Origin of the sequence: Streptomonospora alba (genome assembly GCF_000826685.1) — a bacterium.
GTDB classification, from domain to species: domain Bacteria; phylum Actinomycetota; class Actinomycetes; order Streptosporangiales; family Streptosporangiaceae; genus Streptomonospora; species Streptomonospora alba.
In genome coordinates, this window is the sequence record NZ_JROO01000005.1 from 111043 (window position 1) to 135266 (window position 24224).

A 24224-nucleotide genomic window follows, 5' to 3' on the forward strand; every position below is an offset into this window, starting at 1 on the left:
GTGTTCGCGTTGTCACGTTGTGTATGAGGATTGCGTCAAAGGCGTACGATCGCCTCTTCGCTTGGCGGCGCCGGAATTCCCGTACCGGAACCCCGATTACGCTCACGGCCGCCGCGAGCACGGCACGGCCGAGACCGGCCGAGCCGTCGGCTACCGGGCAGCGGTGGGGGCTTTCACCTCTGCCGGCCTCCGGCCTCGCATGCGGTCCGCTCCGTTCACCGGTCGCCGGGTGAGGCGGCCAAGCCTCCGATGAGCAGGTCGACGACTCGGTCGGCCAGTTCCTCGACCTCTTCGAGAGGCTGGCCTTCGATCTTGCGATACCACACGTCGACGGCGTTCAGATTGCTCAGCAGGGTCCGGGCGGCCAGCGATCCCTCGACCTCGCGCAGCGAGCCGTCCGCCATTCCCTCGGCCATGACCCGGTGGAACATGCGCTCGTAGTCGCGCCTGAGCTCGTTGAGTGCGCTCAGCGCGTCACGCTGGCGGATCTTCAGCTCCGCGGAGTCTTGGGCGCGTACGCCTTGGTGGACCGCGTGGTGGTATGCGAGGTCGGTCATGAGGTTGAGGAGATGGGCGCGGGACATCGCCGTGAGTCGCTCGCGCCCGCTCCCGCCGCTCGCCGCCTGAGGCTCGACGCGCTCCCGGGCTCGGCGCATCCCCTCCTCGTACACGGCCAGGAACACGTCGAACTTGGACCGGAAGTGGTAGTAGATCAGGCCTTTGGTGGCTCCCACCTGATCGGCGATGTCGTCGAGCGTGGTGCTGGCGAAGCCTCGGCGCATGAAGGCTTCTGCGGCCGCGTCCAGGATTCGTCGCCTGGTCTCCGGCGTCCTTCCGACGGCCCCGGTGTCGTGAGCGCTGATGCTCAACGATCCCCCTCCTCGCGCCCGGTGGTGAGCCCGCACCATCTCACCACCGAGAGTGCCGACACTGGCGAAGTGGTTGACTCCTGTGTCCCACAACACATAATACTGAGTAGTATGACACAGGCACGGGGGAGATCGGGTTAAGGAGGATTGAGGCGCATGGACTCGGCGATCGTGTTCATCCTGATCTACTTCGCGCTCATGCTCGGTATCGGTTACTGGGCGAGGTCGAAGGTGAAGTCTTCGAGGGACTTCCTGGTCGCTGGGCAGACACTGGGCTTCCTGGTGATGGCGGTCGGAACGTTCTCCTCCATCCAGAGCGGTTTCGGCATGATCGGCCACACCGCCAACACCTACGCATGGGGCCTGCAGGCGATCGTCGCGGCGGCACTCTTCGTGCCCCTGGCCTTCGCGCTGTCCTGGTTCCTGCTCGGAAGCCGGCTGTACCGACTGGCCCAGGAGTACGACGTCTACTCGATCCCCGACGTGATCCGCCTCCGCTACCCGGGCCGCTCGGCGCACCTGGCCATGGCGGTGGCCATGTTCATCGGAGCCGTCGCCTACATGACCGCTCAGGTGACCGCGATCGGTGTGATCGTCGCCCTGATCTTCAACACCTCGACGACCACCGGCGCCCTGATCGGCTCGCTCGTGGTCGCCCTCTACACGATCGTCGGCGGGATGCTCGCCGGCGCCTGGACCGACTTCATCCAGGGCCTCCTCATGGTGGCCACGTCGGTCGGCGTCTTCTTCATCGCCGCCAACACCCTCGGCGGCTGGGGCTCGATGCTCGACACCATCGCCGCCCAGGACGTCTCGTTCCTGCGCATCGACGCGACCCAGCCGCTGACGTGGATCTGGAGCTTCGTGATGCTGGCCGTCCTCGGCGCCGCGGCACAGCCGCAGCTGATCACCAAGTTCCTGATGCTGCGTTCGCCCGCCGAACTGAAGTGGGGCGCCGTGGTCGCGGCGGTGGCCTACGCCGTGACGACCCTCTTCGCCCTCGGCGTCGGGATGGCGACGCGCGGACTGACCATGGACGGGCGAGCACCCGAACTGGAGAACATCGACAGCACCGCCACCTGGTTCCTGGACAACATGGTCTCTCCGACGTTCGCGGGATTCGTGCTCGCCGGACTGCTCGCCGCGATCATGTCCAGCGCCAACTCCTTCATCGCCGTCGGAGCGTCGGCTCTGATGCGGGACCTCACCGGGGCGCTGGGAATCCGGGTCCGCAGGGAGCTCCTCTGGGCACGTACAGCCAGCGCCCTCGTCGTCGCGTGTTCGCTCGTCTTCGCGCTCTACCTCTCCCAGGTGGTCTTCATCCTCGGCGCCATCGGCTGGGCCGCGTTCGCGGCCGCCATCTTCGGACCACTGGTCCTGGGCCTCTACTGGCGCCGCGCCACGGCGTCGGCCACAACCGCAGCGATCGTCTTCGGCATCGTCGCGAACCTGGCGCTGACCGTCCTGACCGCCGAAGGCACGATCACCCTGCCGGCGTATCTGCAGTCCGGCGGAGCGGTCGTCTGCCTCGGCATCCTGCTCTTCGCCGCCGTATCGGTCGCGGCACCCTCCCGGAAGTCCTCGGAGAGATTCGCCGAGCTGGCCGGGGACCGCACTATGGGCGCGGGCCGCGTCGATTCGCTGGTCGCCGCCACCTTCGTCACCCTCGCGGCCGCGACCGCCGGAATGCTCCTCGACCGGTGGTTCCTGGTGTACTACGCCGTCCCCGTCCTTACGACGGTGTTCATGCTGATGGGCTCGCTCAACAGGCGCGACCTCTGGTCGCGGGCCATGGTCGGCCAGGTCGCGGTCTTCGGCGCCGCGCTCGTGGTGCTGTTCGCCGTCTCCCACGCGGCGCTGGGCGGCGGGGGCACCCTCGGCGGGCTGCCCACCTCTACGGCGATCTTCCTCTACGTGATCTGGCCGGTGACCGCGGTGGTGGCGCCGCTCCTCTACACGGTCCTCTATCGCACCTGGCTCAGCCACGACCTGGACACGAGCGCGGTGCGCGAATCCGCCCAGCCGACGCGCGCCGGCGAATAGTGAGCCGGCCATGAAGTGTGGAACGAAGGCCCCCGGGGCGGTCACGGTGCGCACCGGCCCGGGGCGCGCCGGGACGCCCCGGGGGTGAACCCGCCGCGCTATCGCCCGCATCAGCGTTGATCTTGTACCTACGGGCACATGTGATCGCTCACAGTGACCGTAGGTACAAGATCAACGGGGGCAGGCGAGCGCGCAGCAGGCTCACGTTCGGTGGTAGCGGCGGTGCAGCTCGCCGATCCGCGCGGCCAGGTGCGACACCGGGCCCTCCACCGCGACGCCGGGCGCGACCTCGCCGACGGGCAGCGGGCGCACCGGAGGCGGGGGCACGTCCATGTCGGCCAGCCACGCCGACAGCTGCTCGGACGAGGCGGCGTAGACGATGCGCCCCAGACCGACCCACCCGTGGGCCGCGGCGCACATCGGGCAGTGTTCGCCGGAGGTGTAGACGGTCGCCTGCGCGCGCTCGGGGGGCGAGAGGTGCTCGGCCGACCAGCGCGCCAGCGCGAACTCGGGGTGCCGGGTGCGGTCGCCGCCGGCGACGCGGTTGCGGTCCTCGCCGAGCACGGTGCCGTCGCCCGCCACAAGGACGGACCCGAACGGCTCGTCGCCGGCCTCCAGCGCCTCGGCGGCGAGTTCGATGCACCGGTCGAGGTGGTGCAGGTCGGCGTCGTCGATCATGGCGGCCTCTCTTACGCGGATTCGGACGGAGCGGTGCGGGGCGGCGGGCGGGCGGATCAGGCCCGCAGCCGACCAGCGGAACGGTCCCCCGATTCTTACTTCCCAGGGCTGCTGCGCTCCACGGTAAGCCTGCTCCGGCGCATCGTCGCCCCGATCCCGTTATCAGGGATCGCCCTGGCCGCTCCCTGGATCGCTCCGGAAAAGGATGACGGCTCCGTCGGAACTGTCTACCGTGGGGAGTGCATTCGAAGAACGCGAAAAATCGGATCAGCGATCCGGGAGATCAGGGAGGCAATGCAATGCAGGACTCCCTGCATTTCCGGTCCGCGTACAGGGATCTCACCAGGAACAAGGGCGTCAACGTGGCGCTCGTGGTGGTTCTGGTTCTCAGCGCATTCTTGATGGCCACGGGTTCCATGGTGATGGAGCGCCTGGTGGGATCGGTCGATCAACTCTTCGATGAGGCGAAGCCGCCGCACTTTCTGCAGATGCACAGGGGCGACTACGATCCGGGCGCGCTGACCCGCTTCGCCTCAGAGCATCCGGAGATCGACGCGTGGCTGGTCGAGGAGATGCTCGGATTCGACGGCGCCGCGATCGCCTGGCACCGTCCGGCGACGGGCGAGTCGGGCGATCTTTCCGACAGTCTGATCGACAACCTCTTCGTGACGCAGAACGAGGAGTTCGATTTTCTGATCGACGAGACCGGGGCGATTCCGCGGCCTTCCCGAGGCGAGGTCTATGTCCCGGTCGCTTACCAGCAGAGGTTCGAGCTCGAGGCCGGTGACGAGCTCGCGATCAAAACGGACACCGGGATCCGGGAGTTGCGCATCGACGGGTTCGTGCGCGATTCGCAGATGGCGTCGTCGCTGTCCTCCGCCACTCGGTTCCTGGTCTCCGATGCTGACTTCCGGGAATCCGATGCTGACTTCCGGGAACTGGAGCGAGCCGGCGGCGGCGCGCCCGAGATCATCGCCGAGTACCGGCTGACCGACGCGGCCTCGGCAACCGAACTCCAGCGCGCATACGAATCGGATGAGGCCCTGCCGAAGCCCCCGCCGACTGCCAGACGAGCCGCCGGAAGGTGACGTGGCCATCCGACGACGGGAACGCCTCGGTCGCCACTCGCAGCGCGAAGGCCTTCAGGGCCTCGTGCAGTTCGGGTCCCGGAAGGAGCCCCTGGTCGATCACCTGGCGCACGGTCGCCGTCGAGGAGTGGTCGTAGACGGTGCGCGTGGAGAGCCCCGGCCCGGACGGCGCCGGCGTCGACGCCGGCGGCCTCGAACGGGCATGTCATTGCAAGTAGGCGCTACCGATCGGAGGCGATGGCAGGATGGCGGAGTCCTCGATGCCCGGTGGTTCGCAGAGTGGGATCGTCCGCATCGGCCGCTCGGTCCACCGCCCGCCGACCGCGCGTAGCGGCTTCGTTCGCGCACTTTTCGCGTTGTTCGAGGATGCGGGTTGGGACGGGGCTCCCCGGTTTCCGGGGACGGACGATCACGGACGCGATGGCCTGAGCTATATCGAGGGGCATGTCGCCTGGGAACCTGAGCAACCGGCCGAGGTGGCGTCCGATGCGTGCCTGGTCCGGGTGGCGGGACTGGTCCGGGAATTCCACGACCTGACGGCCGGTTCGGACTTGGCCGGTAACGAGGAGGTCGTCTGCCACAACGACCTCGCGCCGAAGAACACCGTGTACCGCGGCGTGGGGGCGGGGTTGCGGCCCGTGGCCTTCATCGACTGGGACCTGGCCGGCCCCGGACGCAGAATCCATGACGTCGCGCATGTGTGCTGGCAGTATCTCCGGCTCGGACCCAGCGTGTCCGACGTCGGAGAAGCAGCGCGCCGCCTCGGGGTGATCTGCGACGCCTATGGAATGCGCGATCCACGGCAGGACGTGGTGGACGCGATCCTGTGGTGGCAGGACCGATGTCGGCGCGGCATCGAGGCCGGTGCCGCCGCAGGAGACCCCGTTCTGATACGCCTGGCCGCCTCCGGCGCCGTGGGCGAGGTCCGGCTCTCCTACGACTGGGTGCAGGCGCACCGGGACCGGTTGGTCTCGCGCCTGTGACTGACTCCCGGCTAGGGACGTACGCATGTCCCCGCTGGGGCCGCCTCGCGGATACCGTCCGACGGTGCCGGGCATGTGAGCGGTGGCGCAGCACCGTCGGACGGGGGACGGCGACGGTTCGACTTATTCGATCACGAAGGTCGTCACACTTTCCGCGGGAAGGCTTCCGGTGAAGGAGGCGTTGGCCACCGTGCATCCGCGCTGGGGTTCGAGGTTCCTGGTCTCGTCGGTCAGCCAGGACGACACCCGGGAGGCGGCGGTGTTCTCCACGGTGAACCGCTGCGCCACGTGCGAGGTCCCCGTGTTGACGGCGACAACGGCGACCTTGCCGTCATCGCCCTTGTACGCGGAGACGTAGACGTTCGGGCGGGGGTTGGAGGGTACGTCGATCCGCACGTAGCCCGGACGGACGAACTTGGAGAAGTGCGCCATGTTGGCGCCGCGCTTGCTGATCAGCCCGTCCTCGCGCATGGGGCCGTAGTAGCGCCGGATGTACCACCACACGTACGCCTGGAACTCCGCATCCACCAGGGCATGGTGCATGTGTTCCCCCACCTCCAGCGCTTGGGGCCACAGGTCCGCCGAATCGCTGCTGTTGGGATGGTAGACCTCGGTCATCCAGAGTTCCTCGCCCTCGCCCTTTTCCTCGAAGAGAGGATAGGGGAAGTCCTCGTACGGCGTCCCGTAGAGGTGGGCCCCGAATACGTCCAGGTTCGCTAGCGCTTCGGGGTCGTTGAGAATCGGATCCGAGAAGCTCTTCACATATTGGAAGGACTCCGGAGCGATGACCTTGGTGCCGATCGAGCCGGCGTTCTCCCGCAGGAACCGGATCATCTCCTCCGGCGTCCACCACGTCCACCCGTGCGCGTAATCGGGCTCGTTCTGCACCGAGAGGGCATACAGATCGACCCCGTTGTCCTTCATGAACCGGTAGAAGTCGTTCAGGTGCTGTGCATAAGCGCCGTACATGTCGTACCGGAGCCGTCTGGCGTCGGTCTGATCGCCGCGCACGAAGGTCTCGACCATGTGGTCAGGAGGATTCCACGGCGAGGCGATGACGGTCGCCCCGTGCTCGATCGCTCGCCTGGCCGTGGCCACCTCGCCGCTCCAGTCCGCCGGGTCCTCGTGGACGGGGATCCTCAGCACGGAGAACCCCAACTGCCCCTCCTCGTTGCCGAACGCCGTGTCCCTCTGAGCCGGTGTCAGGTCGTCGATCCAGGCCGTGTGGTTCATGCCGCCGAAGCCTCGAATCGTCTGCCGCTCGGCCGCGGGATCCACGGTCACAGGGCCGACCGCCGCTGCGGACGGCGCTTGGGACGCTCCCGCGGGCGGCGTCGCGGCCGCGAGGACCGGCAGGGCGCCCATCATCGTCAGGACAGACCTTCGAGTGGGCGATTCCGACCCGGTGGCCGCGGGTTCGTTCCGGCGTAGCGTCATGTTGTCCTCTTTTCCGACGTGGGGGATGTGCGCCGCGGCGATCGTCGGCGGCCGCGTGGGAGCGCGGCGTGCTCGGTGTCGGCGCGGCGTGCGCGGGTATCGGCCGCGCCGGCGGTGCCGGTGCGGCGCGGCCCGGGGTTCGTCACCGGCGACCGGAGTCGGTCCCGGGCCTGCGCGGCTCCCCGCAGAGCCGCGTCGAAACGGCGGTGGGCACGAATACGGGAACGGGCGCCGGCGAAAGCAGCCCGCCTCCTGTTCGTGCAGCGCAATGAGAACGGGGAAACGAAACCGGCCCAGAGACGCCTCCCTGTGGGCGCTGACATTCGACGAACAAGGCTCACCGCAAATGTTTGCATGAGTAGAACACGGCGCTTTGGAAGGGTCAAGGGGCGAACTCAGCGGAGTGGGAAATGCCGACGCCATCCGATCTCCAGGAGACGGAGTTTTCCCAGGCCGACCACAAATGCCTCGGCCGCCGGCATTTACTCCGTTCCGCGCATCGCACTCGGCACGGGGGCGCATTCCGTCGGCGGCCGATGTTTCCGCAGAGCTCCGGCATGCGTATGGCACGTCGGCCCGGGCGTGGGCCGGCCGCGTGGGCGGCGCGCTGCTTCCGCGCCGTCGGGTCCGGTCGCCGAAGCGCTCGGCCGACGCGGACGCCGACGGCTCCGGCGGGGTCGAACAGGTTCACGGTGTTTTCTCGTCCCGGCACAGCAAGCCGCGCATCAGCCCGGCGCTTTCGATGGTCCGGGGCGGCCCCGCGCGCTCCGCCGCAGCCCCGACCTCGGTGATGCGTCCCCGGCCCCCGCAACGCGAAGAGCTTTCCGCGATCCGGAAAGGCGGTTTACCTCGACCGCCGGGGGCCTCACCATGGAGGCGACGTCGCCCCCTGAGACGCGGGTCGCCCGGGTCGGCGCCCGAGCGACGTTGCGGCCCTCGCTTCCCCCGACACCGATATGCGGAGTACTCCCATGTGCAAGCGGTCCCCCGTCCTCCCCACTCGGGACGCCGCCTGATGGCCCGGTCACTGCGCGCCGAGCTCGACACCGGACGGATGTCGGGCTTTCAGTGGACCGCGATCGCCGTGTGCTGGCTGCTCAACGTCCTCGACGGCTTCGACGTCTTGGTCATGGCCTTCACCGGGCAGGCGGTGCAGAGCGAATGGGGCCTGTCCGGCGCCCAGCTCGGCCTGCTCCTCAGCGCAGGGCTCGTCGGTATGGCCGCCGGTTCGATGCTGCTGGCCCCGTGGGCCGACCGGATCGGCCGCCGCCCGTTGATCCTGCTGTGCCTGGTTCTGGCCGCGGCGGGCATGCTGCTCTCCGGCATCAGCCAGTCGATGCTGCAGCTGGGGATGCTGCGGGTGATCACCGGAATCGGCATCGGCGGCATCCTGGCCAGCAGCAACGTCATCGCCAGCGAGTACGCCTCCACACGCTGGCGTGGGCTGGCGGTCAGCCTGAACTCCACGGGTTATGCCATCGGCGCCACCGGCGGCGGACTGGCCGCGGTCGTGCTCATCGACCAGTTGGGCTGGCGCTCGGTGTTCCTGTTCGGCGGGGTGTGCACGGCGGCGCTGATCCCCGTGGTGCTGCTGCTCCTGCCGGAGTCGCTGGACTTCCTCACCACCCGCCGTCCGGCTCGGGCGCTGGATCGGGTCAACGCCCTGGCCCGGCGCATGCGGCGGGAACCGCTGGAGGCGCTGCCCGCGGCCGAGGCCGCCCCCGCCCACATGGGTGCCGGGTTCGTGCGGCTGTTGGCCGCCGACCACCGCCGCACGACACTGCTGCTGTGGCTGCTGTTCTTCCTGGCGATGGCAGGCTTCTACTTCATCACCAGCTGGACGCCGACGCTGCTGACCGAGGCCGGGCTCTCGGCCGACCAGGGCATCACGGGCGGCACCCTGCTCAACGTCGGCGGCATCCTGGGCGCCGCCGCCCTGGGCCTGCTGGCGGCCCGGTTCACGCTGCGGTCGGTGCTGATGAGCTACATGGTGCTCACCGCCGTGCTGCTGGCGGGGTTCATCGCCTCGACCTCGGTCCTGGCTGTGGCGTTCCTGCTGGGCGCGTTCATCGGGCTGTTCGCCAACGGCTGCATCGCCGGCCTCTACGCCCTGGCTCCGACGGTCTACGGACCCGGCGTGCGCACGACCGGCGTGGGCACCGCGATCGGGATCGGCCGGATCGGCGCCATCATCTCGCCCACCGCCGCCGGGGCGCTGCTGGACCTCGGCTGGACGCCGCAGGTGCTCTACTTCGTCGTCGGCGGGATCTTCGTGGCGGCAGCGGCGCTCCTGCTCCTGGTGCGCCCGGTCACCGCCCCCTCCCCCGCGCATCAGGCCGCTGCGGCCGACCAGGAGTGAGCCCCCGCCCCGGCCCCGACGCCGCACCCTCCATGGGCGGCGCCATGCGTGCGCACACCGCTCCCCGTGGCGAGCTCACCGGATGGGGCTGTCGGCGAGGCGATCTTGCAGCTTGGCGTGGCGGAACTGGTAGGTCGGGCCGACGGCGCGCAGCAGCCCCAGGCGGTGCGCGTCGTCGAGGAAGGACATCAGGCGGCGCGGCAGGCGGCCTTTCCACGCCAGGTGATGTGTGGCCACGAGATAGGACAGCCATGCGTGGTGGTGGCCGTAGACGAACGTGAAGCGCAGCCAGAACAGGTAGCCGGATGCGACTCCGAGGGCCGCCGCCAACACCGGGCTGAGGGAGATCGCCGAGATCAGCCCGAGCCCGGCTCCGATGGCGCACCCGCCCGGTATCCCTCTGATGACGTTCAGTCTCCGGTCGGCTCGGAAGCTGGCCGTCGGGGTATACACGTGCCCTGTCAGCGCGGGGGTTTCGGCCCAGGCGATGAACCCGTCGGCGATTCCCGCCGCTGGAGCGCCGGCGAGCGCCGCCAAGACGGCGACCGTGACCCCGAACGCGAGCCCTTCCCCGCTCCCATCGTCTCCCCATGCGGCGAATCCGACGACGAGGGCGGCGACGCCGAAGGACGCGAGCCCGGCTCGCAACCCGCTGCGACCGACGTGGCGGACGAGGGAGCGCCGGCGTCCGGACAACCGGAGGTCGGCGTAGCCGGGAGGCTCCTTCGACCATTGCGCGATCTCGTGCCAGCCCAGCAGGTTCAGTGCCACGCCCGCGACGGCGAGCACGAGTCCGCCCACCACTCCGCCGCCGACCACCCCGGCGGGACCGAACGCCGTTGCGCCCCAGATCCCGAACGCGGTCGCGCCGACGGCGAATCCCGCGACCGCCACGATCAGTGTCAGGACCGCTGCGAAGGCCAAGCGCGTGAGCAGCGGGGGCTTGCCCGGCAGCGTGCGGCGGGCCAGGTGCCACCAGGCGAAGTCGCGCCTGCGGGGAGCGGCGCCGTCGGAATCGCGGTCGAGGACGCGGGCGAGGTAGCTCAGCCAGGCGCCGATCCGGGAAGGGTCGTGTTCGCGGCGCGGCAGAAAGAGCGGTTCGGGGGCGCCGGCGCCGGTGCCGACGCCGGGTCGGCGGGCGGCGACCAGCGCCGGAATGACTCCGTCCAGCAGGTGGTCGCGCAGGTCCGCTTCCGCGGGGAAGCGTCCGTCGTCGAGCAGCGGAGCGGGGTCCTCGCGCGCGTCGACGTATACGGCCCGCAGCAGCCACAGCCCCAGAGGGGAGGCGGTGATCTCGCGCAGCGGCGCCTTGGCGGACGACGGCGGCGGCGTACGCAGGTGTTCCAGGACGGGCTGCCAGGCCTGCCGCCGGTTTGCGGACCGCAGGCACTTCTCCAGGTAATCGGCGGCGTCGGCGCCGGTCATCCGTTCGGGCACGATGGCCGGGGCCGCGGCGAGCACGTCGTCGGCGTCGGCCACCGCCTCGGCGAACTCGCCTTTGCGGCTCGTCAGGATGAGGGGGGCCGTGCCGAGGGAGCGGTTGAGTGCCGTGATCACACGCGTTCGGTCGGGGCCGTGGACTTCGTCCAGGCCGTCGAGCACGGGCAGCACACCGCCGCGCCCGGCGAGCTGCCGGGCCGTCTTGGGGCCCAGGGCGCGCAGGGCGGGGTAGTCCTGTTCCAATCGGGCGGCCAACCACGAGTGCAGGTCGGGGTACTCGCGCGTGTCCCAGCCGGCCGCCGGCAGCAGCACCGGGACCGGCTCCTCCGGTCCGCGGGATGCCAGCAGCCCCAGCAGTAGCTGCACCGCCAGTGTGGTCTTTCCGGTGCCCGGACCGCCGAGGACGACCAGCCGCCGCTTCGGCAGGGCGCGGAAGCGTTCGACCAGGGACTCGATGTCCTCGCTGGAGCCCGCGAAGCCCGAGGTTCCGGCAGGAAGGGCGTTGCGGGGATGGTCCATCAGGCCGCCGCTTCCGGTGAGCCGCCACCGCACCGGCATCGGAGCCGGATCGTGCAGCGAGCGCAGCAGGGACTCGTCCTTCCACTGCTGCTCCACCAGGCCGGCCAGGGCCTGTGCGGCCTCGGTGATCTCGGCTGCGGTAGGCGCCGCCGAGGCATCCGGGCGGCGCCACCACGACACCAGTCCCGCGGCCAGGGGCGGGACGCTCAACGCGACGGCCATCAACTGAGCGACGTTGGCCGTCGTGCCGAGCCCGTGCGTTCGCAGGAAGATTCCGAGCAGCGCGAGCGAGCCCCCCAGGGCCATGACACCCGCGATGAACCCCGTGGTGCGCCACCAGGGGCGCTTTTCCACCGCCATGGCCGTCATCCTCGCCCTTCCGGCGATGGCGGCACGACCCCGGATACGCAACCGTGACCCCGCGGGAAGCGTGCGGCACCGCCCCGGCCGCGAGGCCGAGGCAGGCGGACCGCCGGCCCACCAGGCCCCGTGGCGTCTCCGGCCGGTCGCCGTGCTCGTCCCTCTCCTCCGTGCCGCCGGTGCCTACGACTACGTCATGGCCGTCGGAGCCGACGACCCTGCCTCGACGCGCAGGGTTCCGGCGGCGCGGTCCCGCGGGAGGGGAGCACAGCGCTGCGCGGAGGGGAAGGATCCCGCCGGCGCCGCAGAGCCGCTCGCGCGTCACGCCGCGCGTTCAGCGCCGCAGCATAGCGGCCAGCGCGCGCGTCTGCGGCCGGCGTCCCCAGGCGACCAGTGCGAAGACGATGCCGAGCAGTACCGTCTGTACCGCGAAAGCCTGGTAGCCGGGGGTGGCCAGGTTGCTGATCGTGGCGCCGACCATCACGCCCAGCAGACCCAGCGCGGCAAGCCCGGACAGCCGCGGGATCAGCAGGCCGACGGCTCCGGCGACCTCGCAGATCCCCGTGACGTAGCGCAGCCACTGCCCGAGGCCGATGTCGTCGAACAACCGGACGGCGTCCTCGGCCCCGACCAGCTTGGTGCCGCCCTGGAACAGGAAGAAGGCGGCGAGCAGGATCTGCGCCGCCCACAGGATGATCTCCAGCGCGCGGCCGCGCTTCGGCGAGTCGTCGGTGTCGCTCCGGTTCACGATCGTCCCCTCACTCCTCGGTTCGCACGCCCATTCTCCGCCGATCCGGCCGGGCGCGGGAGGGGGCGGCGCCGGGCGCGTCCGCTGCGCTGCCGACCGCGGCGCGGACTCCCTCGCGGCCCGCCCCGGCGGCCGGATCGGCCGTACCGGGGCGGGACAGCGGGGCCTCGGCCCGCGCGTGCGGGGTCAGGGACTGGTGCAGGCGAGGCCGCTGGGCTCGGTGGAGGAGCCGCCGGCGACGAAGCCGAAGGTGGTGGTGCCGTCAGGGGCGACGGTGCCGTTCCAGGCGGTGTTGGTCACCGTGACGGTTCCCCCGCTCTCGGTGTAGTCGCCGTTCCAGAGGTTGCTGATGGACTGGCCGGAGGCGAGGCTCATGTCGACGGTCCAGCCGTCGAGCGCGGCGGAGGTGTTGTTGCGGACCGTCACCTCGCCCTGGTATCCGTCGGACCAGCTGTTGGCGGTGCTGAATTCGGCGGTGCATGCGCCTTCCGAGTCGCCGTCACCCGGGTCGCCGGGATCGCCCGGATCTCCGGGGTCCCCAGGATCGCCCGGATCGCCGGGATCTCCCCCGCCGCCGTCGCTGAGCATCGGAGTCTGCCAGTCCCTCCACCGGGACAGGTCGCCGGACTCGCTGGAGGAGATGTCGAACACGCCGGGGGCACTGCCCGACCCCAGCAGGAAGTGCTGGATGCTCCGCTGCAGCGGACCGCTCCAGGCCGAACGGGAGGCGCAGTGCGTGCCGTCCTGCACGTCGGAGTGGTAGGAGATGTTCTGCTCGGCGCCGAGCGCCGTGTAGACCTCGGCGCCGCCCAGGGCCCCGATGCTGCCGGAGGTGGCCCCCAGCCAGTCCACGTGCGGGTTCTCCATGATGAACAACCCGCGCGGTGCGACCATGCCGACGATCTCGTGGGTGTCGACCGGCAGCGCGTTCGGGTCGCCGGTGTAGGAGCCGAACGCGTCGCCCAGCCACGGCTCCTCGTCGTAGGCGCTGCTCAGCGGCTGGGCGCCGTCCTGCTGGGCGACCGAGCGGAAGGCGGGGACGCCGCCCGTGCCGGACTCGACCGGCATGGTCAGGTCGATGCGCTGGTCGAACGCACCGGCCACGAAGGCGCCCTTGCCGAACCGCGAGCACCCGGTGACGCCTGTGTCCGGGCTGAGGACGTTGCCGCCGGACTGCTCGATGACGTCGATGAGGCGGCTGACCCCCCAGGACCAGGCCATGAGCAGCCCGGTGTCGCTGGAGGAGCCGTAGACGCTGTAGAACGCACCCTGCTTGTCGTTTCGCGACGTGCCCTCTTGGCCCACCGCATAGGGGTCGTACTCGATGACGGCGGCGCCGGCGGACTTGATGGCCTGGGTGTCGGCGCCGAGCCCGCCCATGACGACGACGGCCGGGTAGGGACCGGATCCGCTGCCGGGCAGGTCCACGCTCGCTGAGAAGCTCGCGCTCCGGCCCTGGTCGCTCACGTCCACGGTGATCTGGCTGCCCGAGACCGAACCGGTGACGCTGTCAGGCGGCGCCGGCTTCGGGCCGTAGACCGAGTCCTCCGCGAGCTGCTTGATCTCGGCCCGGCGGCACCTCCATTCGGACCGGTCCGAGATGCGCGTGCCGTCCAGCTTGGTGAAGGGGTCGGGCAGTTGCGATTCGGAGACCGACTGGCCGGGATCCGGTACCGGGCAGTCGGCGCCGTCGTCCTCGTCGGCGAGGGCGCCGGCCTGCGGGGTGAGGGTGGCGGCCAGGCTCAGCGCGGCCGCGAACGTCGCGGCGGCCCATGCTCGAGGCCGGTGTCGATGGGGGCGCATGCAGACCTCCAGTGGAGAGCGCGCGGACGACGGGAGCGCTCCCACGCCGGGGGCTCGTAGCCGCCGATGCGCGCCGATCGGGGGATCGCCGACCCGGGCGCGCGGCAACGCCGCCGCGAGCGCGGTGGCGGGGACGACGCATACGGACTCCCGGTGGGGGTTGCGTGTGACGCGGGCCGGTGGCGGTAAGCGTCCCCATCGTAGTGAAAACTTTCCGTTACCTTCCAGCTCCAGAGCGAATATTTTTCCGGAAACTTTTGGAATGTGCGCCCTGCGATAACGCCGGGGAGACGGCGGCGCACCCTCGCACGCCACTGGGCGTCGGGACCGTGCAACGGGAAGAGGCGACCCGCCGCCGAACCGGTACCGCGACGGCTCGGCCCGGCAGCGCGGTTCCGCGCATTCGTCTCCGGTATCCCGTCCCCGGTCATCGGATCGAGGACCCGGTTCCGGTGAAAGTACCGATACACGATCGGGCATTCGGAGATTGAACCGCTTTCGGCTTTTCCTTACGTTCCACGGACGGGGCGATCGCTCCCCGCGCACGAACGAACGGAAGGCATCGACGTGGCTGTGAAAAATCCCCCGGAACGGCTCCGAGCCGCGAAGGTTCTCGGGCTGAGCCTGGTTCTCGTATCCACCTCGGCGGTGGCTTCCCCCGCCGCAGCCGAGGAAGCACCGTCGCCGGTCCCCGTCCCGCAGGTCGAGGGCCCCGTCCCGGGAACCCCACCCGGCGACCCGGAATCCGACGACATCGAAAAGACCTATCCGTTCTTCGCCTCGACCGAGAAACTGGCCGCATACGGCTACGTCGAGGAGGAGTTCTTCATTTCCGGGACCGCCGGCGTCTACGAAGGCGGCGAGACGGTTTCCGAACACCCCTACGCCACCCGCATCGTGGTGCGCCGGCCGAAGAGGGACGTCCGTTCCAACGGCACGGCGCTCCTGGAATGGCAGAACGTCTCGGCGGGCTATGACCTGGACGCGCTGTGGGCCCCCAGCGCCGAGCACATCATGCGCTCGGGCTACACCTGGGTGGGCGTGTCCGCCCAGGACGTGGGCGTCTCCCGGTTGGCGGAATGGAGCCGGACGCGCTACGGCGGCCTCGACGTCACCGACGGCGGCACGGTCGGCAACGACGAACTCTCCTACGACGTCTTCTCCCAGGCGGCGCAGGCGGTCCGCACCGGCGAAGCCGGGGTGGTGGGCCGCGTCGAGATCGACAACGTGCTGGCGATCGGGGCCTCGCAGTCCGCGGGGCGCATGACCGTCTACTACAACGAGGTGCTGCCTTCCATCGAGCCCGTGTTCGACGGATACGGCTTCATGGTCGGCACCGCTCCCCAGGGCGACCGCCCCGAACCGGTGTTCCAGGTGAACTCCGAGACCGACGCCGCGTGGAACCCCTCGCCGCCCGACGACACCGGCGCCTTCCGCCTCTGGGAGGTCGCCGGTGCGGCGCACTCCGGCTGGGCCGGCCGCCACGCACGCGAGGGCGTCGAGAAGCGCGACCTCGGCGGACAGACCGAGTTCGACTGCACCGAGCCGCCGTTCAGCCGCGTCCCGCTGCAGCACGCGCTCAACGCCTCCTACGACCACCTGGACGCGTGGACGCGCAAGGGCACACCGCCGCCGACCGCCGAGCGGATGACACGCACCGAGCAGGGCCGCCTCGCCCGCGACGAGGACGGCTTCGCCTTGGGCGGCATCCGGCTGTCCCAGGTCGAGGTGCCCACGGCGCTGAACACCGGCGCCAACGCGCCGGCGGCCGACGGCGAGACCAACCGGTTCTGCGTCCTCTTCGGCACGCACGCCCCCTACAGCGAGGAGAAGCTCGCCGAGCTGTACCCGACGCGGGGCGAGTACATCCGCTCCGTCACGAAGGTCGACAACCGCAACGTCCGCGACGGCTACATCACCCGCCGCGACGCCGCCGCCAACCGCCACGACGCCGTCTGGTCGGGAATCGGCGGCTAGCTCGGTGATCAAGCGGAGGCGGGGGAACGGTGCGGCGGGCGCGAAAGGCCCTCCGCGCCGTTCTCGGGATCGTCGTCGGCGCGGTGCGACCGAGAGCCGCGCCGACTCCAGGACGGCCTCCCGCAGCGGATCCCGCCCCTTCGCCGACCCGCCCCGGGCTCCGGCGTCCGGGAGCGGCGCCTCTAGTATCGGGGCGGACTGCAGACCGCCCCGGTTCGCTTGGGCCCGGGGGCCGGCCGGCGGTCCGACGTGCCGAGGAGGTCTCCGCCTGTGTTCACCACCAGACCGACGCTGCAGGGCACCTACGGTATGGCCGCCTCCACGCACTGGCTGGCCTCCGGTACGGCCATGGCCGTGCTGGAGGACGGCGGCAACGCGTTCGACGCCGCGGTGGCCGCCGGTTTCGTGCTGCAGGTCGTCGAGCCGCACCTGAACGGGCCCGCGGGCGAGGTGCCGATCGTCCTGGCCCCCGCGCACGGCCGCCCGCTGGTGCTGTGCGGCCAGGGTCCGGCGCCCGCCGGGGCGAGCATCGAGCACTACACCGGCCTGGGGCTGGAACTGGTTCCCGGCACCGGCCCGCTCGCCGCGGCCGTGCCCGGAGCGTTCGACGCCTGGATGCTGCTGCTGCGCGACCACGGCACCAAGCGCCTCGACGAGGTGCTCTCCTATGCCATCGGCTACGCCGAGCGCGGGCACCCCGCCGTGGAGCGCGTCGGCGAGACCGTCGATGCGGTGCGCGACCTGTTCGAGGACCAATGGCCCTCCTCCGCCGAGCTGTACCTGCCGGGCGGACGCCCTCCCCGCCCGGGCGCGCTGCTGCGCAACCCCGCACTCGCGGCCACCTGGCAGCGCATCGTCCGCGAGGCCCGCTCCGCCGGGCCGGGCCGTGAGACCCAGATCGACGCTGCCCGCCGCGTCTGGAGCGAGGGGTTCGTCGCCGAGGAGCTGGCCGCCTTCGCCGCCCGCCCGGTGCTGGACTCCTCGGGCGAGCGCCACTCCGGAGTGCTCAGCGGCCAGGACATGGCCTCCTTCACCGCCTCCTACGAGGAGCCGGTCACCTACGACTGGAACGGCTGGACGGTGTGCAAGGCGGGCCCGTGGAGCCAGGGCCCTGCCTTCCTGCAGCAGCTCGCGCTGCTGCCCGACGAGCTCGACTACGGCACCCCCGAGTACGTGCACACCCTGACCGAGGGCACCAAGCTGGCCATGGCCGACCGCGAGGCCTGGTACGGCGACGCCGCCGAGGTCCCGCTCGCCGCCCTGCTCGGCGACGACTACAACGACGCCCGCCGCGCCCTCGTCGGAGAGCAGGCCTCCTATGAGGTGCGGCCGGGCAGCCCCGGCGGCCGCACACCGCGGCTGAGCAGGCACGCGCTCGCCCGCACCGCCGATGTGCCCCTCGCCGCGGGGGCGGGCGAGCCCACGGTGGGCCGCGACGGCACCACCCGCGGCGACACCTGCCACGTCGACGTCGTCGACAGGCACGGCAACATGGTCGCGGCCACGCCCAGCGGCGGCTGGCTGCACTCCAACCCCGTGGTGCCCGCGCTGGGTTTCCCGCTCGGCACGCGCCTGCAGATGGCGTGGCTGGAACCGGGCCTGCCCAACTCGCTCACACCCGGCCGCCGCCCGCGCACCACGCTCACGCCCTCCCTCGCGCTGCGGGGCGGCGAGCCCGTGCTGGCCTTCGGTACCCCCGGCGGCGACCAGCAGGACCAGTGGAGCCTGCACTTCTTCCTGGCGGCGGCGCTGCGCCGAACGGTGCGCGGCGGGTTCGACCTGCAGGGCGCCATCGACGCGCCCAACTGGCACACTGAGGCGTTCCCCGGTTCGTTCTACCCCCGCACGTGGCGTCCGGGGAGCCTGACCGTCGAATCGCGCGTGGGCGAGGCCGCGATCGCCGAGCTGCGCCGACGCGGCCACGACGTCACAGTGGGCGAGGCGTGGTCGGAGGGCCGACTGAGCGCCGTCGCCCGCGACCCCGAGACCGGGGTGGTCTCGGCAGCGGCCAACCCGCGCGGCATGCAGGGTTACGCGGCGGGCCGCTGAGCCCGGCGGCCGGCCTCACCCGGCCGCAACGCCGCGCCCGTCGCCGGTCCCGGTCGACGCCTTGCCCCGACCGGTGCCGCCGCTTCGGGACCGGCGGCGGGCCCACGCCCCGGAAACGGCTCAAGCGGGCGGCGCCGTCGCCAGGTAGACGGTGTTGGCGGCGTCGCGGTCCTGCAGCGGATTGGGGAAAACGACGACCTCGGCGCGCACCTCGGGGAACACCTCACCCAAAACGGCCGAGAAACGCGCATCGGGCGGATCGTTGGACCACAGCGCGAAGACCCCGCCGGGGTGCATGAAGCGCACCAGGCGACGCAGGCCCTCGGCCGAGTAGAAGTCGGCGTGGCTGTCGTTCAGCAGGTGGTTCGGTGAGTGGTCGATGTCCACCAGGACGGCGTGGAAGCGGCGCCCGGACTCATCGGGGTCGAGGCCGGTCGCGGAGTCGGTCAGCGCGAAGAAGTCGCCGTGCACCAGCCGGCAGCGCGGATCGGCGGACAGCTCGGCCCCGGCGGGGATCAGTCCGCGCTTGTGCCACTCGATCACCTCGGGCATCGCCTCCACGACGGTCAACGAGGACACGGCGGAGTGCTCGAGGACGGCCTGCGCGGTGAAGCCCAGGCCCAGGCCGCCCACCGCCACGTCGACGGGATCGTCGCCCGACTCGGCCAGCGCCAGTCGCGCCATCTCCACCTCGGCCGCGGTGAACATGCTGGACATCAGGAACTCGTCGCCGAGCTTGATCTCGTGGACGTCGGCGCCGAAGACCGGATCCCACCGGCGGCGCAGCACAAGCTCGCCCATCGGCGTCGAGCGCCAGTCCAGTTCCTCGAATCGAAGACCCACGGCCTGCTCCCATCACGTCCGCCTGCAGAAACCGGCGGCGTTCGGGTGCCCGCAGGCGGGCGAGCGGGGTCGCGGGTGGGGCCGCGGCGCCGCGCCTGCCACGGGAACGCGCACGCCTCCGCAGCCTTCGACCCTATCCCCGCGCGGAAAAGGCTTCGGACGGCGCCGGCGCCGCACCGGCGGACCGGAACCGGCCACGGCCGGTGCGGTGCCGCCCGCGCGGCACGGCGCCGGACGCTCCCCGCCCCCGCCATCACTCCGCCGGCGCCGCCTTGGGCCGGCCCAGCTGCGCGCCGCCGGCCGCGAGACCGGCCACCGTGCCCACGGTGGCGAACTCGACCCCGTAGGCCGTGATGCGGTCCAGCCACTCCTCCAAGCGCAGCAACCGGTGCCCGCGGCCGATCACCTGAGGGTGGCAGGTCACCGTGAGCACGCCCTGCTCGGTCTCGCGCAGCATGTAGCGCAGGTCCAGCTCCCAGTCGCCGAACATCCGCTCGGCGTCGCCCAGTCCGGGCAGCGTGCGCGTGGGAGAGCTGAGGAACTCCAGGTGCGGCAGGTCGTCGAGGGTCCAGCTGACCGGCACCTCCACCAGCGGGGTCTCCTCTCCCCACCTCGCGCTCTCGGCGTCCACCCGGTCGCCGATGCGGCACCGGTAGGGGGCGTAGTCGTGGCCCATCAGACTGCTGTCGTAGCGCAGCCCGCGCTCGTTGAGCAGCGCCACCGTGTTCTCCGACAGGTCCCAGGCCGGTGCGCGGAATCCCACGGGCTCGACGCCCGCCGCTTCCCGCAGCGCCTCGACCGAGCGGTCCAAAACCGCCCGCTCGGCGTCCTCGTCCAGGGCGGCGACGTTCTCGTGGGCGTAGCCGTGCAGGGCGATCTCGTGGCCGAGGTCGCGGATCCTGCGGCACAGATCGGGGTAGGTGCGGGCGGTGTGGCCGGGCACGAACCAGGTCGCCGGCAGGCCGCGCCGCGACAGCAGGTCCAGCAGCCGCGGCACGGCCACCGCGCCGAACTCCCCGCGCGAGCGCGGTGTCGCCGACAGCTGACCGCGGTCGACCCACACCGACAGCGCGTCGAAGTCGAAGGTGAGGCAGACGTATCCGTGCGGCATTGCGCGGCTCCCTTCAGGCCAGCGGGAGCGCGGCGTTTCCGGCCCCCACTCCCCCGTCGACGGCGATGGTCGTGCCGGTGATCCACTCGGCGCCCTCGGAGCACAGGTAGGCCACGGCCGAGGCGACGTCGTCGGGCACGCCGGGCCGCGGCCAGGGCCGCCCGGCCTCTACGGCCCTGACGTACTCGGCGCTGAGCGGGTTGACGTCGCTGCCGACCTCGACGAAGCCCGGGGAGACGGCGTTGGCGCGGATGCGGTGTTCGGCGAACTCCAGCGCCAGCGCCCTGGTGAGCATCGTCAGCCCGGCCTTGGAGGTGCAGTAGTGCGCCGCTCCCCGCCGCGCCCGGTCTCCGGCGCCGGAGGTGATGTTGACGATGTCGCCCGGCCGGCCCCGCTCGACCAGCGCGCGGGCGAACTCGGTGGACAGGGCGAAGGGGCCGTCGAGGTTGGTTGCGAGCACGCCCCGCCACTCGGCGTCGCTCATCTCCAGCAGCGGCCGGCTGGGATACACCCCCGCCGCGTTGACCAGTACGTCCAGCCCGTCGGCGTGTTCCCATGCCGTGCGCACGCAGGAACGGGCCGACTCGGGGTCGGCGACGTCGGCCGCGACGGTGCTGACGCGCTCGGGAGCCGCGAGCTCCTCGGCCGTCTGGGCGCATCGCGCCTCGTCGCGGTCGCTGAGCACCACCCGGGCGCCCTCGGCGAGGAACCGGCGGGCGACCGCCCTTCCGATACCGCCCGACGCCCCGGTGACCAGCACTGTGCGACTCACGTTTCCTCCCGTATCTCGCGGCGGTTCATGCCCCGGCGCAGTGCCAGGTACTGCGGTATGGACAAGGGCGGCGGCGACGCGCGCAGCACCCGGCGGGCCTCGCGGGCGCCGTCGCCGAGCAGGTCCACGACGGCGCCCGCGAGGTAGAGGGCGGGCTCGACGGCGGCGGCGCGGTGGTCGACGACCCGGTAGCCGGTGCTGTGATGGTCGCCCTCGGCGCCGCCGCTGTAGGGGTGGGACACGGGCATGACGTGGGCGAGGTCGCCCATGTCGGTGCAGGCGCCCAGGTGGCGGCCGCGCGCGATCGTATCCGCGCCGATGAGGGGGTGGGCGTTGCGTGCCACGACGTCGTCCAGCTCCGGTGCCGAGTCCAACGGCAGGTAGGCGAGCAGCGTGTCGATCTCCACCCGGGCGCCCAGCGCGAGCGCTCCGGCGCGGGCCGCGCGGGCGACCGCCTCGGCGGCGCGCCCCAGCCCATCGACGCTGCGGGCGCGGACCATGGTGCGCAGCGCTGCCGCGGAGGGCACCGAGCCCAGTGCGCCCGCGTCTCCGGTGATCCGGTAGTTCAGCCGCACGTCGTCGCCGTCGGGGAACGTCTCGCGCCGGGCGTCGAGGGCGTGGGCGGCCACGGTGGCGGCCTTGAGGGCGTTGACGCCCAGCCACGGGCTGGACCCGGCGTGGGCGGAGCGTCCGGTGAAGCGGGCGCGCACGACGCAGGAACCGTTGAGGGTGTCGCCCACGGAGAAGCGCGGGCCGCCGCCGCGCCCGGTGTGGGCGAGCAGGGCCATGTCGACGTCGTCGAAGGCGCCCTGGCGCAGCAGTTCGGCCTTGCCGACGGGGAACTCGACGCGGTCGGGGCGCTCGGCGGGTGCGTCGCCGGCGTCGAGCATCGCGTCGACGTCGCCCGGTTCCTCAGCGGGGGCGGCGATCAGCGCGACGGATCCGTCGAGTTCGGCCATGACTTCGCCCAGTCCGACCGCGGCTCCGGCGATCGCTGCGATCTGGGCGTGGTGGCCGCAGGCGTGCGCCGCGCCGGTGGCGGGATCGGCCAGCGGGTGCTCGGGCAGGGTGAGCGCGTCGAGTTCGCCGACGAGCGCCACGCGCGGGCCCGCGCCGCCGTGCAGCAGGGCCTTGACCCCGGTGCGGGCGAGCCCGGTGCGCGGTCGCAGCCCCGCCTCCGCCAGCCAGGCGGCGAAGCGCTCCGCGGTGGCGTGCTCGGCGTAGCCCGGCTCGGGGCGGCGCATCAGCTCGTCGCTGAGCGCGGCGATCTCCTCGGCGCGGCGTTCGACGGCGGTGTGTACGGCCTCCTTCAGACGCGGGGCGGCGCCGCTCATGGGCGCTGCCCGCATCCGCGGGCGGACGCGCCGCCGAACGCTCCGTGCTCAGCTGGGATGATCACGGCAGCCAGTATGGGGCCGACCGGCGGCGGCGGGCCTCATGCCGGGCTCTGAACTTCCGGTGCGCTCCTTGTCCGCAGGTCCAAACCGGCGCGGCGCAGGCACACGGCGGCCACCAGCCGGTCGTCCGCATCGTCCAGATCGATACCGCAGATCGGCCGCATCCGGCGCAGCCGGTAGCGCAGCGTGTTGGGGTGCACGTGCAGCGCGCGCGAGGCGGCGATGACGTCGCCGAACGCGTCGAAGTAGGCCGCGAGGCTCGCGGCGTAGGAGGTGTGGTGCCGGCTGTCGTAGTCGAGCAGCCGGGGCACCGGCCCCTCGGCGAAGCGCGGGTCGGCGGCCGCCGCGTCGGCCAGCACCAGGGCGCCCGCGGCGGCACGCACCTCGTCGAGCACCGCCACGCAGGTGTGCGCGGCGCCCCGGTTGCGCAGCACCCGCAGCACCAGGTCGGCTTCGGCGAGGGAGTCGGGCGCCCTGCCGGTTTCGGGCACGACGCCGCCCAGCGCGCCCAGCACCGCGCAGCCGGCCGCGGCCGCGGCGCGGTCGAGGACCTCGCGGGCGGCTCGGGCGAGTTCGGCGCAGCCGCGCCCCTCCACTCGGCACAGCAGCACGTCCACACGCCCGCGCGAGGGCACCGGCACCGCCTCGCAGTCCAAGGCGGGCAGGTGCACGCACAGCAGGTCGGCGAAGGCGCGTGCGTCGTGGGCCCGTTCGGCGGCGAAGACGCAGCTGAGGACGGCGCAGGGGCCGTCCACACCGATGTCCAGCCACTCCAGGGCCTCGTTCTCGGTGGTGGTTCCGGCCAGCAGGCGGCGGGCGACGGACTCGGCGGCGCGGCGGCGGGTCTGGGTGCGCACGCCCAGCCGGGACAGGTACTGACCGGCGGAGGCCGCGGCGCGGCGCAGCACCAGCGCCGCGTCCTCGGGCAGCGGGGTGTCGCGCTCGGCGACCCAGATCGACCCGAGGATCTCGTCGCCTGAGCGCACCGCCACCGCCATGCGGCGGTTGACGCCTTCCTCCGGAACGGCCGGGACGTCGACGACGTCGTCGCCGCGCCACAGCCGGCGGTAGACGCCCTGCTCGCGCAGCCGCGCCCGGAACCAGGTCGGGCCGCGCTGGTCCAAGGCCGCCTGGCGGCGCATCGCGTCGTCGGACTCGACGAGCCGGGAGGAGGCCAGCACCTCCTGCTGCGGATTGAAGATCATGACCGAGCCGCCGACCGACTCGCACAGGGCGTTGGCGAAGACCGCGAGTTCGCGGGCGGGCGGGCCCGACGACTCGGCGTCCAGGTCGGCCCCGGTGGTGGTGAGCAGGCCGCGCAGCTGTCCGGAGAACTGCGCCCAGCCGATGCCCGGCTCAAGGCCCAGCAGCGCGACGCCGGCGCGCCGGGCCGGCGCGCTCAGGCGCTCGCGCAGCTCGGCCGTTCCGCGTACGACCACCGCAGCGACGCCGCGCCGTGCGGCCTCCTCCAGCACCGCCTCGGCACCACCGGTGTCGACGCCTACAGCGAGCAGCAGATCGCCGGGCCCGGCGGCGAACTCGTCGGCGGCGTCGTGGATCACGACGTCGTGGCAGCACACGTCCGCATCAGGCGCCTCGGCCCACACCGACAGCACGCTGACGCCGATGGCGTCGACGACGGTGCTCAGCGACGGCCCCTGCATGCGCCCCACCCCCTTGTCGGAGACGACAAGTCCCGTCCCGTTCTTCATACCAGCGCATCATTACAGCGCGGTGATCACTCGCCG

General features: G+C 71.8%; 17 protein-coding genes. 6 read left to right on the plus strand and 11 right to left on the minus strand.

Annotated features, from left to right (window positions below):
* Nucleotides 1-215 precede the first annotated feature (215 nt).
* A complete protein-coding gene (locus tag LP52_RS02740) occupies nucleotides 216-869 on the minus strand; it encodes a TetR/AcrR family transcriptional regulator (RefSeq protein WP_202966035.1) in 654 nt (217 codons plus the stop codon).
* Between the two features lie 156 nt (nucleotides 870-1025).
* Here LP52_RS02740 and LP52_RS02745 point away from each other — a divergent pair, with 156 nt between their 5' ends.
* On the plus strand, nucleotides 1026-2912 hold the full coding sequence (locus tag LP52_RS02745; RefSeq protein WP_084722820.1) for a sodium:solute symporter family protein: 1887 nt from the start codon (nucleotides 1026-1028) through the stop codon (nucleotides 2910-2912).
* A gap of 201 nt (nucleotides 2913-3113) precedes the next feature.
* Here LP52_RS02745 and LP52_RS02750 read toward each other — a convergent pair whose 3' ends face one another.
* Complete coding sequence (locus LP52_RS02750) at nucleotides 3114-3590, minus strand: nucleoside deaminase (protein WP_040270462.1); 477 nt, start codon at nucleotides 3588-3590, stop codon at nucleotides 3114-3116.
* 299 nt (nucleotides 3591-3889) lie between these two features.
* Between LP52_RS02750 and LP52_RS02755 the strand changes: the two genes are divergently transcribed.
* Together LP52_RS02755 and LP52_RS02760 are read left to right on the plus strand one after the other, a co-directional pair.
* Nucleotides 3890-4678, plus strand: a complete 789-nt coding sequence (locus LP52_RS02755; protein WP_040270464.1) for a hypothetical protein — start codon at nucleotides 3890-3892, stop codon at nucleotides 4676-4678.
* Nucleotides 4679-4923: 245 nt separating this feature from the next.
* Entirely contained in the window at nucleotides 4924-5661 is a 738-nt protein-coding gene (locus tag LP52_RS02760) for a phosphotransferase family protein (protein ID WP_040270467.1), read from the plus strand.
* Nucleotides 5662-5784: 123 nt separating this feature from the next.
* Here the strand turns inward: LP52_RS02760 and LP52_RS02765 are convergent, their stop codons facing one another.
* Nucleotides 5785-7098: a glycoside hydrolase family 30 beta sandwich domain-containing protein gene (locus LP52_RS02765; RefSeq protein WP_040270468.1), complete on the minus strand. Its 1314-nt coding sequence runs from the start codon at nucleotides 7096-7098 to the stop codon at nucleotides 5785-5787.
* 1015 nt (nucleotides 7099-8113) lie between these two features.
* Between LP52_RS02765 and LP52_RS02770 the strand changes: the two genes are divergently transcribed.
* On the plus strand, nucleotides 8114-9457 hold the full coding sequence (locus LP52_RS02770; protein WP_040270469.1) for an MFS transporter: 1344 nt from the start codon (nucleotides 8114-8116) through the stop codon (nucleotides 9455-9457).
* A 75-nt stretch (nucleotides 9458-9532) separates the two neighbouring features.
* Here the strand turns inward: LP52_RS02770 and LP52_RS02775 are convergent, their stop codons facing one another.
* From LP52_RS02775 to LP52_RS02785, 3 genes are all read right to left on the minus strand, one after another.
* The gene (locus tag LP52_RS02775; RefSeq protein ID WP_040270470.1) at nucleotides 9533-11776 is read right to left on the minus strand and encodes an NACHT domain-containing protein; all 2244 of its coding nucleotides are present in this window, start codon (nucleotides 11774-11776) and stop codon (nucleotides 9533-9535) included.
* A 334-nt stretch (nucleotides 11777-12110) separates the two neighbouring features.
* Nucleotides 12111-12524, minus strand: a complete 414-nt coding sequence (locus tag LP52_RS02780) for a DoxX family protein (RefSeq protein ID WP_040270472.1) — start codon at nucleotides 12522-12524, stop codon at nucleotides 12111-12113.
* A 186-nt stretch (nucleotides 12525-12710) separates the two neighbouring features.
* Nucleotides 12711-14327 (minus strand): glucuronyl esterase domain-containing protein, encoded by a 1617-nt coding sequence (locus LP52_RS02785; protein ID WP_052809350.1) that lies wholly within the window; start codon nucleotides 14325-14327, stop codon nucleotides 12711-12713.
* A gap of 648 nt (nucleotides 14328-14975) precedes the next feature.
* Here LP52_RS02785 and LP52_RS02790 point away from each other — a divergent pair.
* On the plus strand, nucleotides 14976-16304 hold the full coding sequence (locus tag LP52_RS02790; protein WP_052809361.1) for an alpha/beta hydrolase domain-containing protein: 1329 nt from the start codon (nucleotides 14976-14978) through the stop codon (nucleotides 16302-16304).
* Nucleotides 16305-16613: 309 nt separating this feature from the next.
* Nucleotides 16614-18353 (plus strand): gamma-glutamyltransferase family protein, encoded by a 1740-nt coding sequence (locus tag LP52_RS02795; RefSeq protein ID WP_202966038.1) that lies wholly within the window; start codon nucleotides 16614-16616, stop codon nucleotides 18351-18353.
* A gap of 120 nt (nucleotides 18354-18473) precedes the next feature.
* On the opposite strand, the gene LP52_RS02800 is transcribed toward LP52_RS02795, so the two are convergent.
* The 5 genes from LP52_RS02800 to LP52_RS02820 all read right to left on the minus strand — a co-directional run bounded on the left by LP52_RS02800 (nucleotide 18474) and on the right by LP52_RS02820 (nucleotide 24188).
* Nucleotides 18474-19196 (minus strand): spermine/spermidine synthase domain-containing protein, encoded by a 723-nt coding sequence (locus LP52_RS02800; RefSeq protein ID WP_040270477.1) that lies wholly within the window; start codon nucleotides 19194-19196, stop codon nucleotides 18474-18476.
* 253 nt (nucleotides 19197-19449) lie between these two features.
* On the minus strand, nucleotides 19450-20307 hold the full coding sequence (locus tag LP52_RS02805; protein ID WP_040270480.1) for a polysaccharide deacetylase family protein: 858 nt from the start codon (nucleotides 20305-20307) through the stop codon (nucleotides 19450-19452).
* Between the two features lie 13 nt (nucleotides 20308-20320).
* Nucleotides 20321-21079: an SDR family NAD(P)-dependent oxidoreductase gene (locus tag LP52_RS02810; RefSeq protein ID WP_052809352.1), complete on the minus strand. Its 759-nt coding sequence runs from the start codon at nucleotides 21077-21079 to the stop codon at nucleotides 20321-20323.
* Complete coding sequence (locus LP52_RS02815; RefSeq protein WP_040270481.1) at nucleotides 21076-22413, minus strand: M20/M25/M40 family metallo-hydrolase; 1338 nt, start codon at nucleotides 22411-22413, stop codon at nucleotides 21076-21078. Before LP52_RS02815 ends, LP52_RS02810 begins: the two co-directional genes overlap by 4 nt.
* 101 nt (nucleotides 22414-22514) lie before the next feature.
* Nucleotides 22515-24188, minus strand: a complete 1674-nt coding sequence (locus LP52_RS02820) for a PucR family transcriptional regulator (RefSeq protein WP_040270482.1) — start codon at nucleotides 24186-24188, stop codon at nucleotides 22515-22517.
* Between the last annotated feature and the right edge of the window lie 36 nt (nucleotides 24189-24224).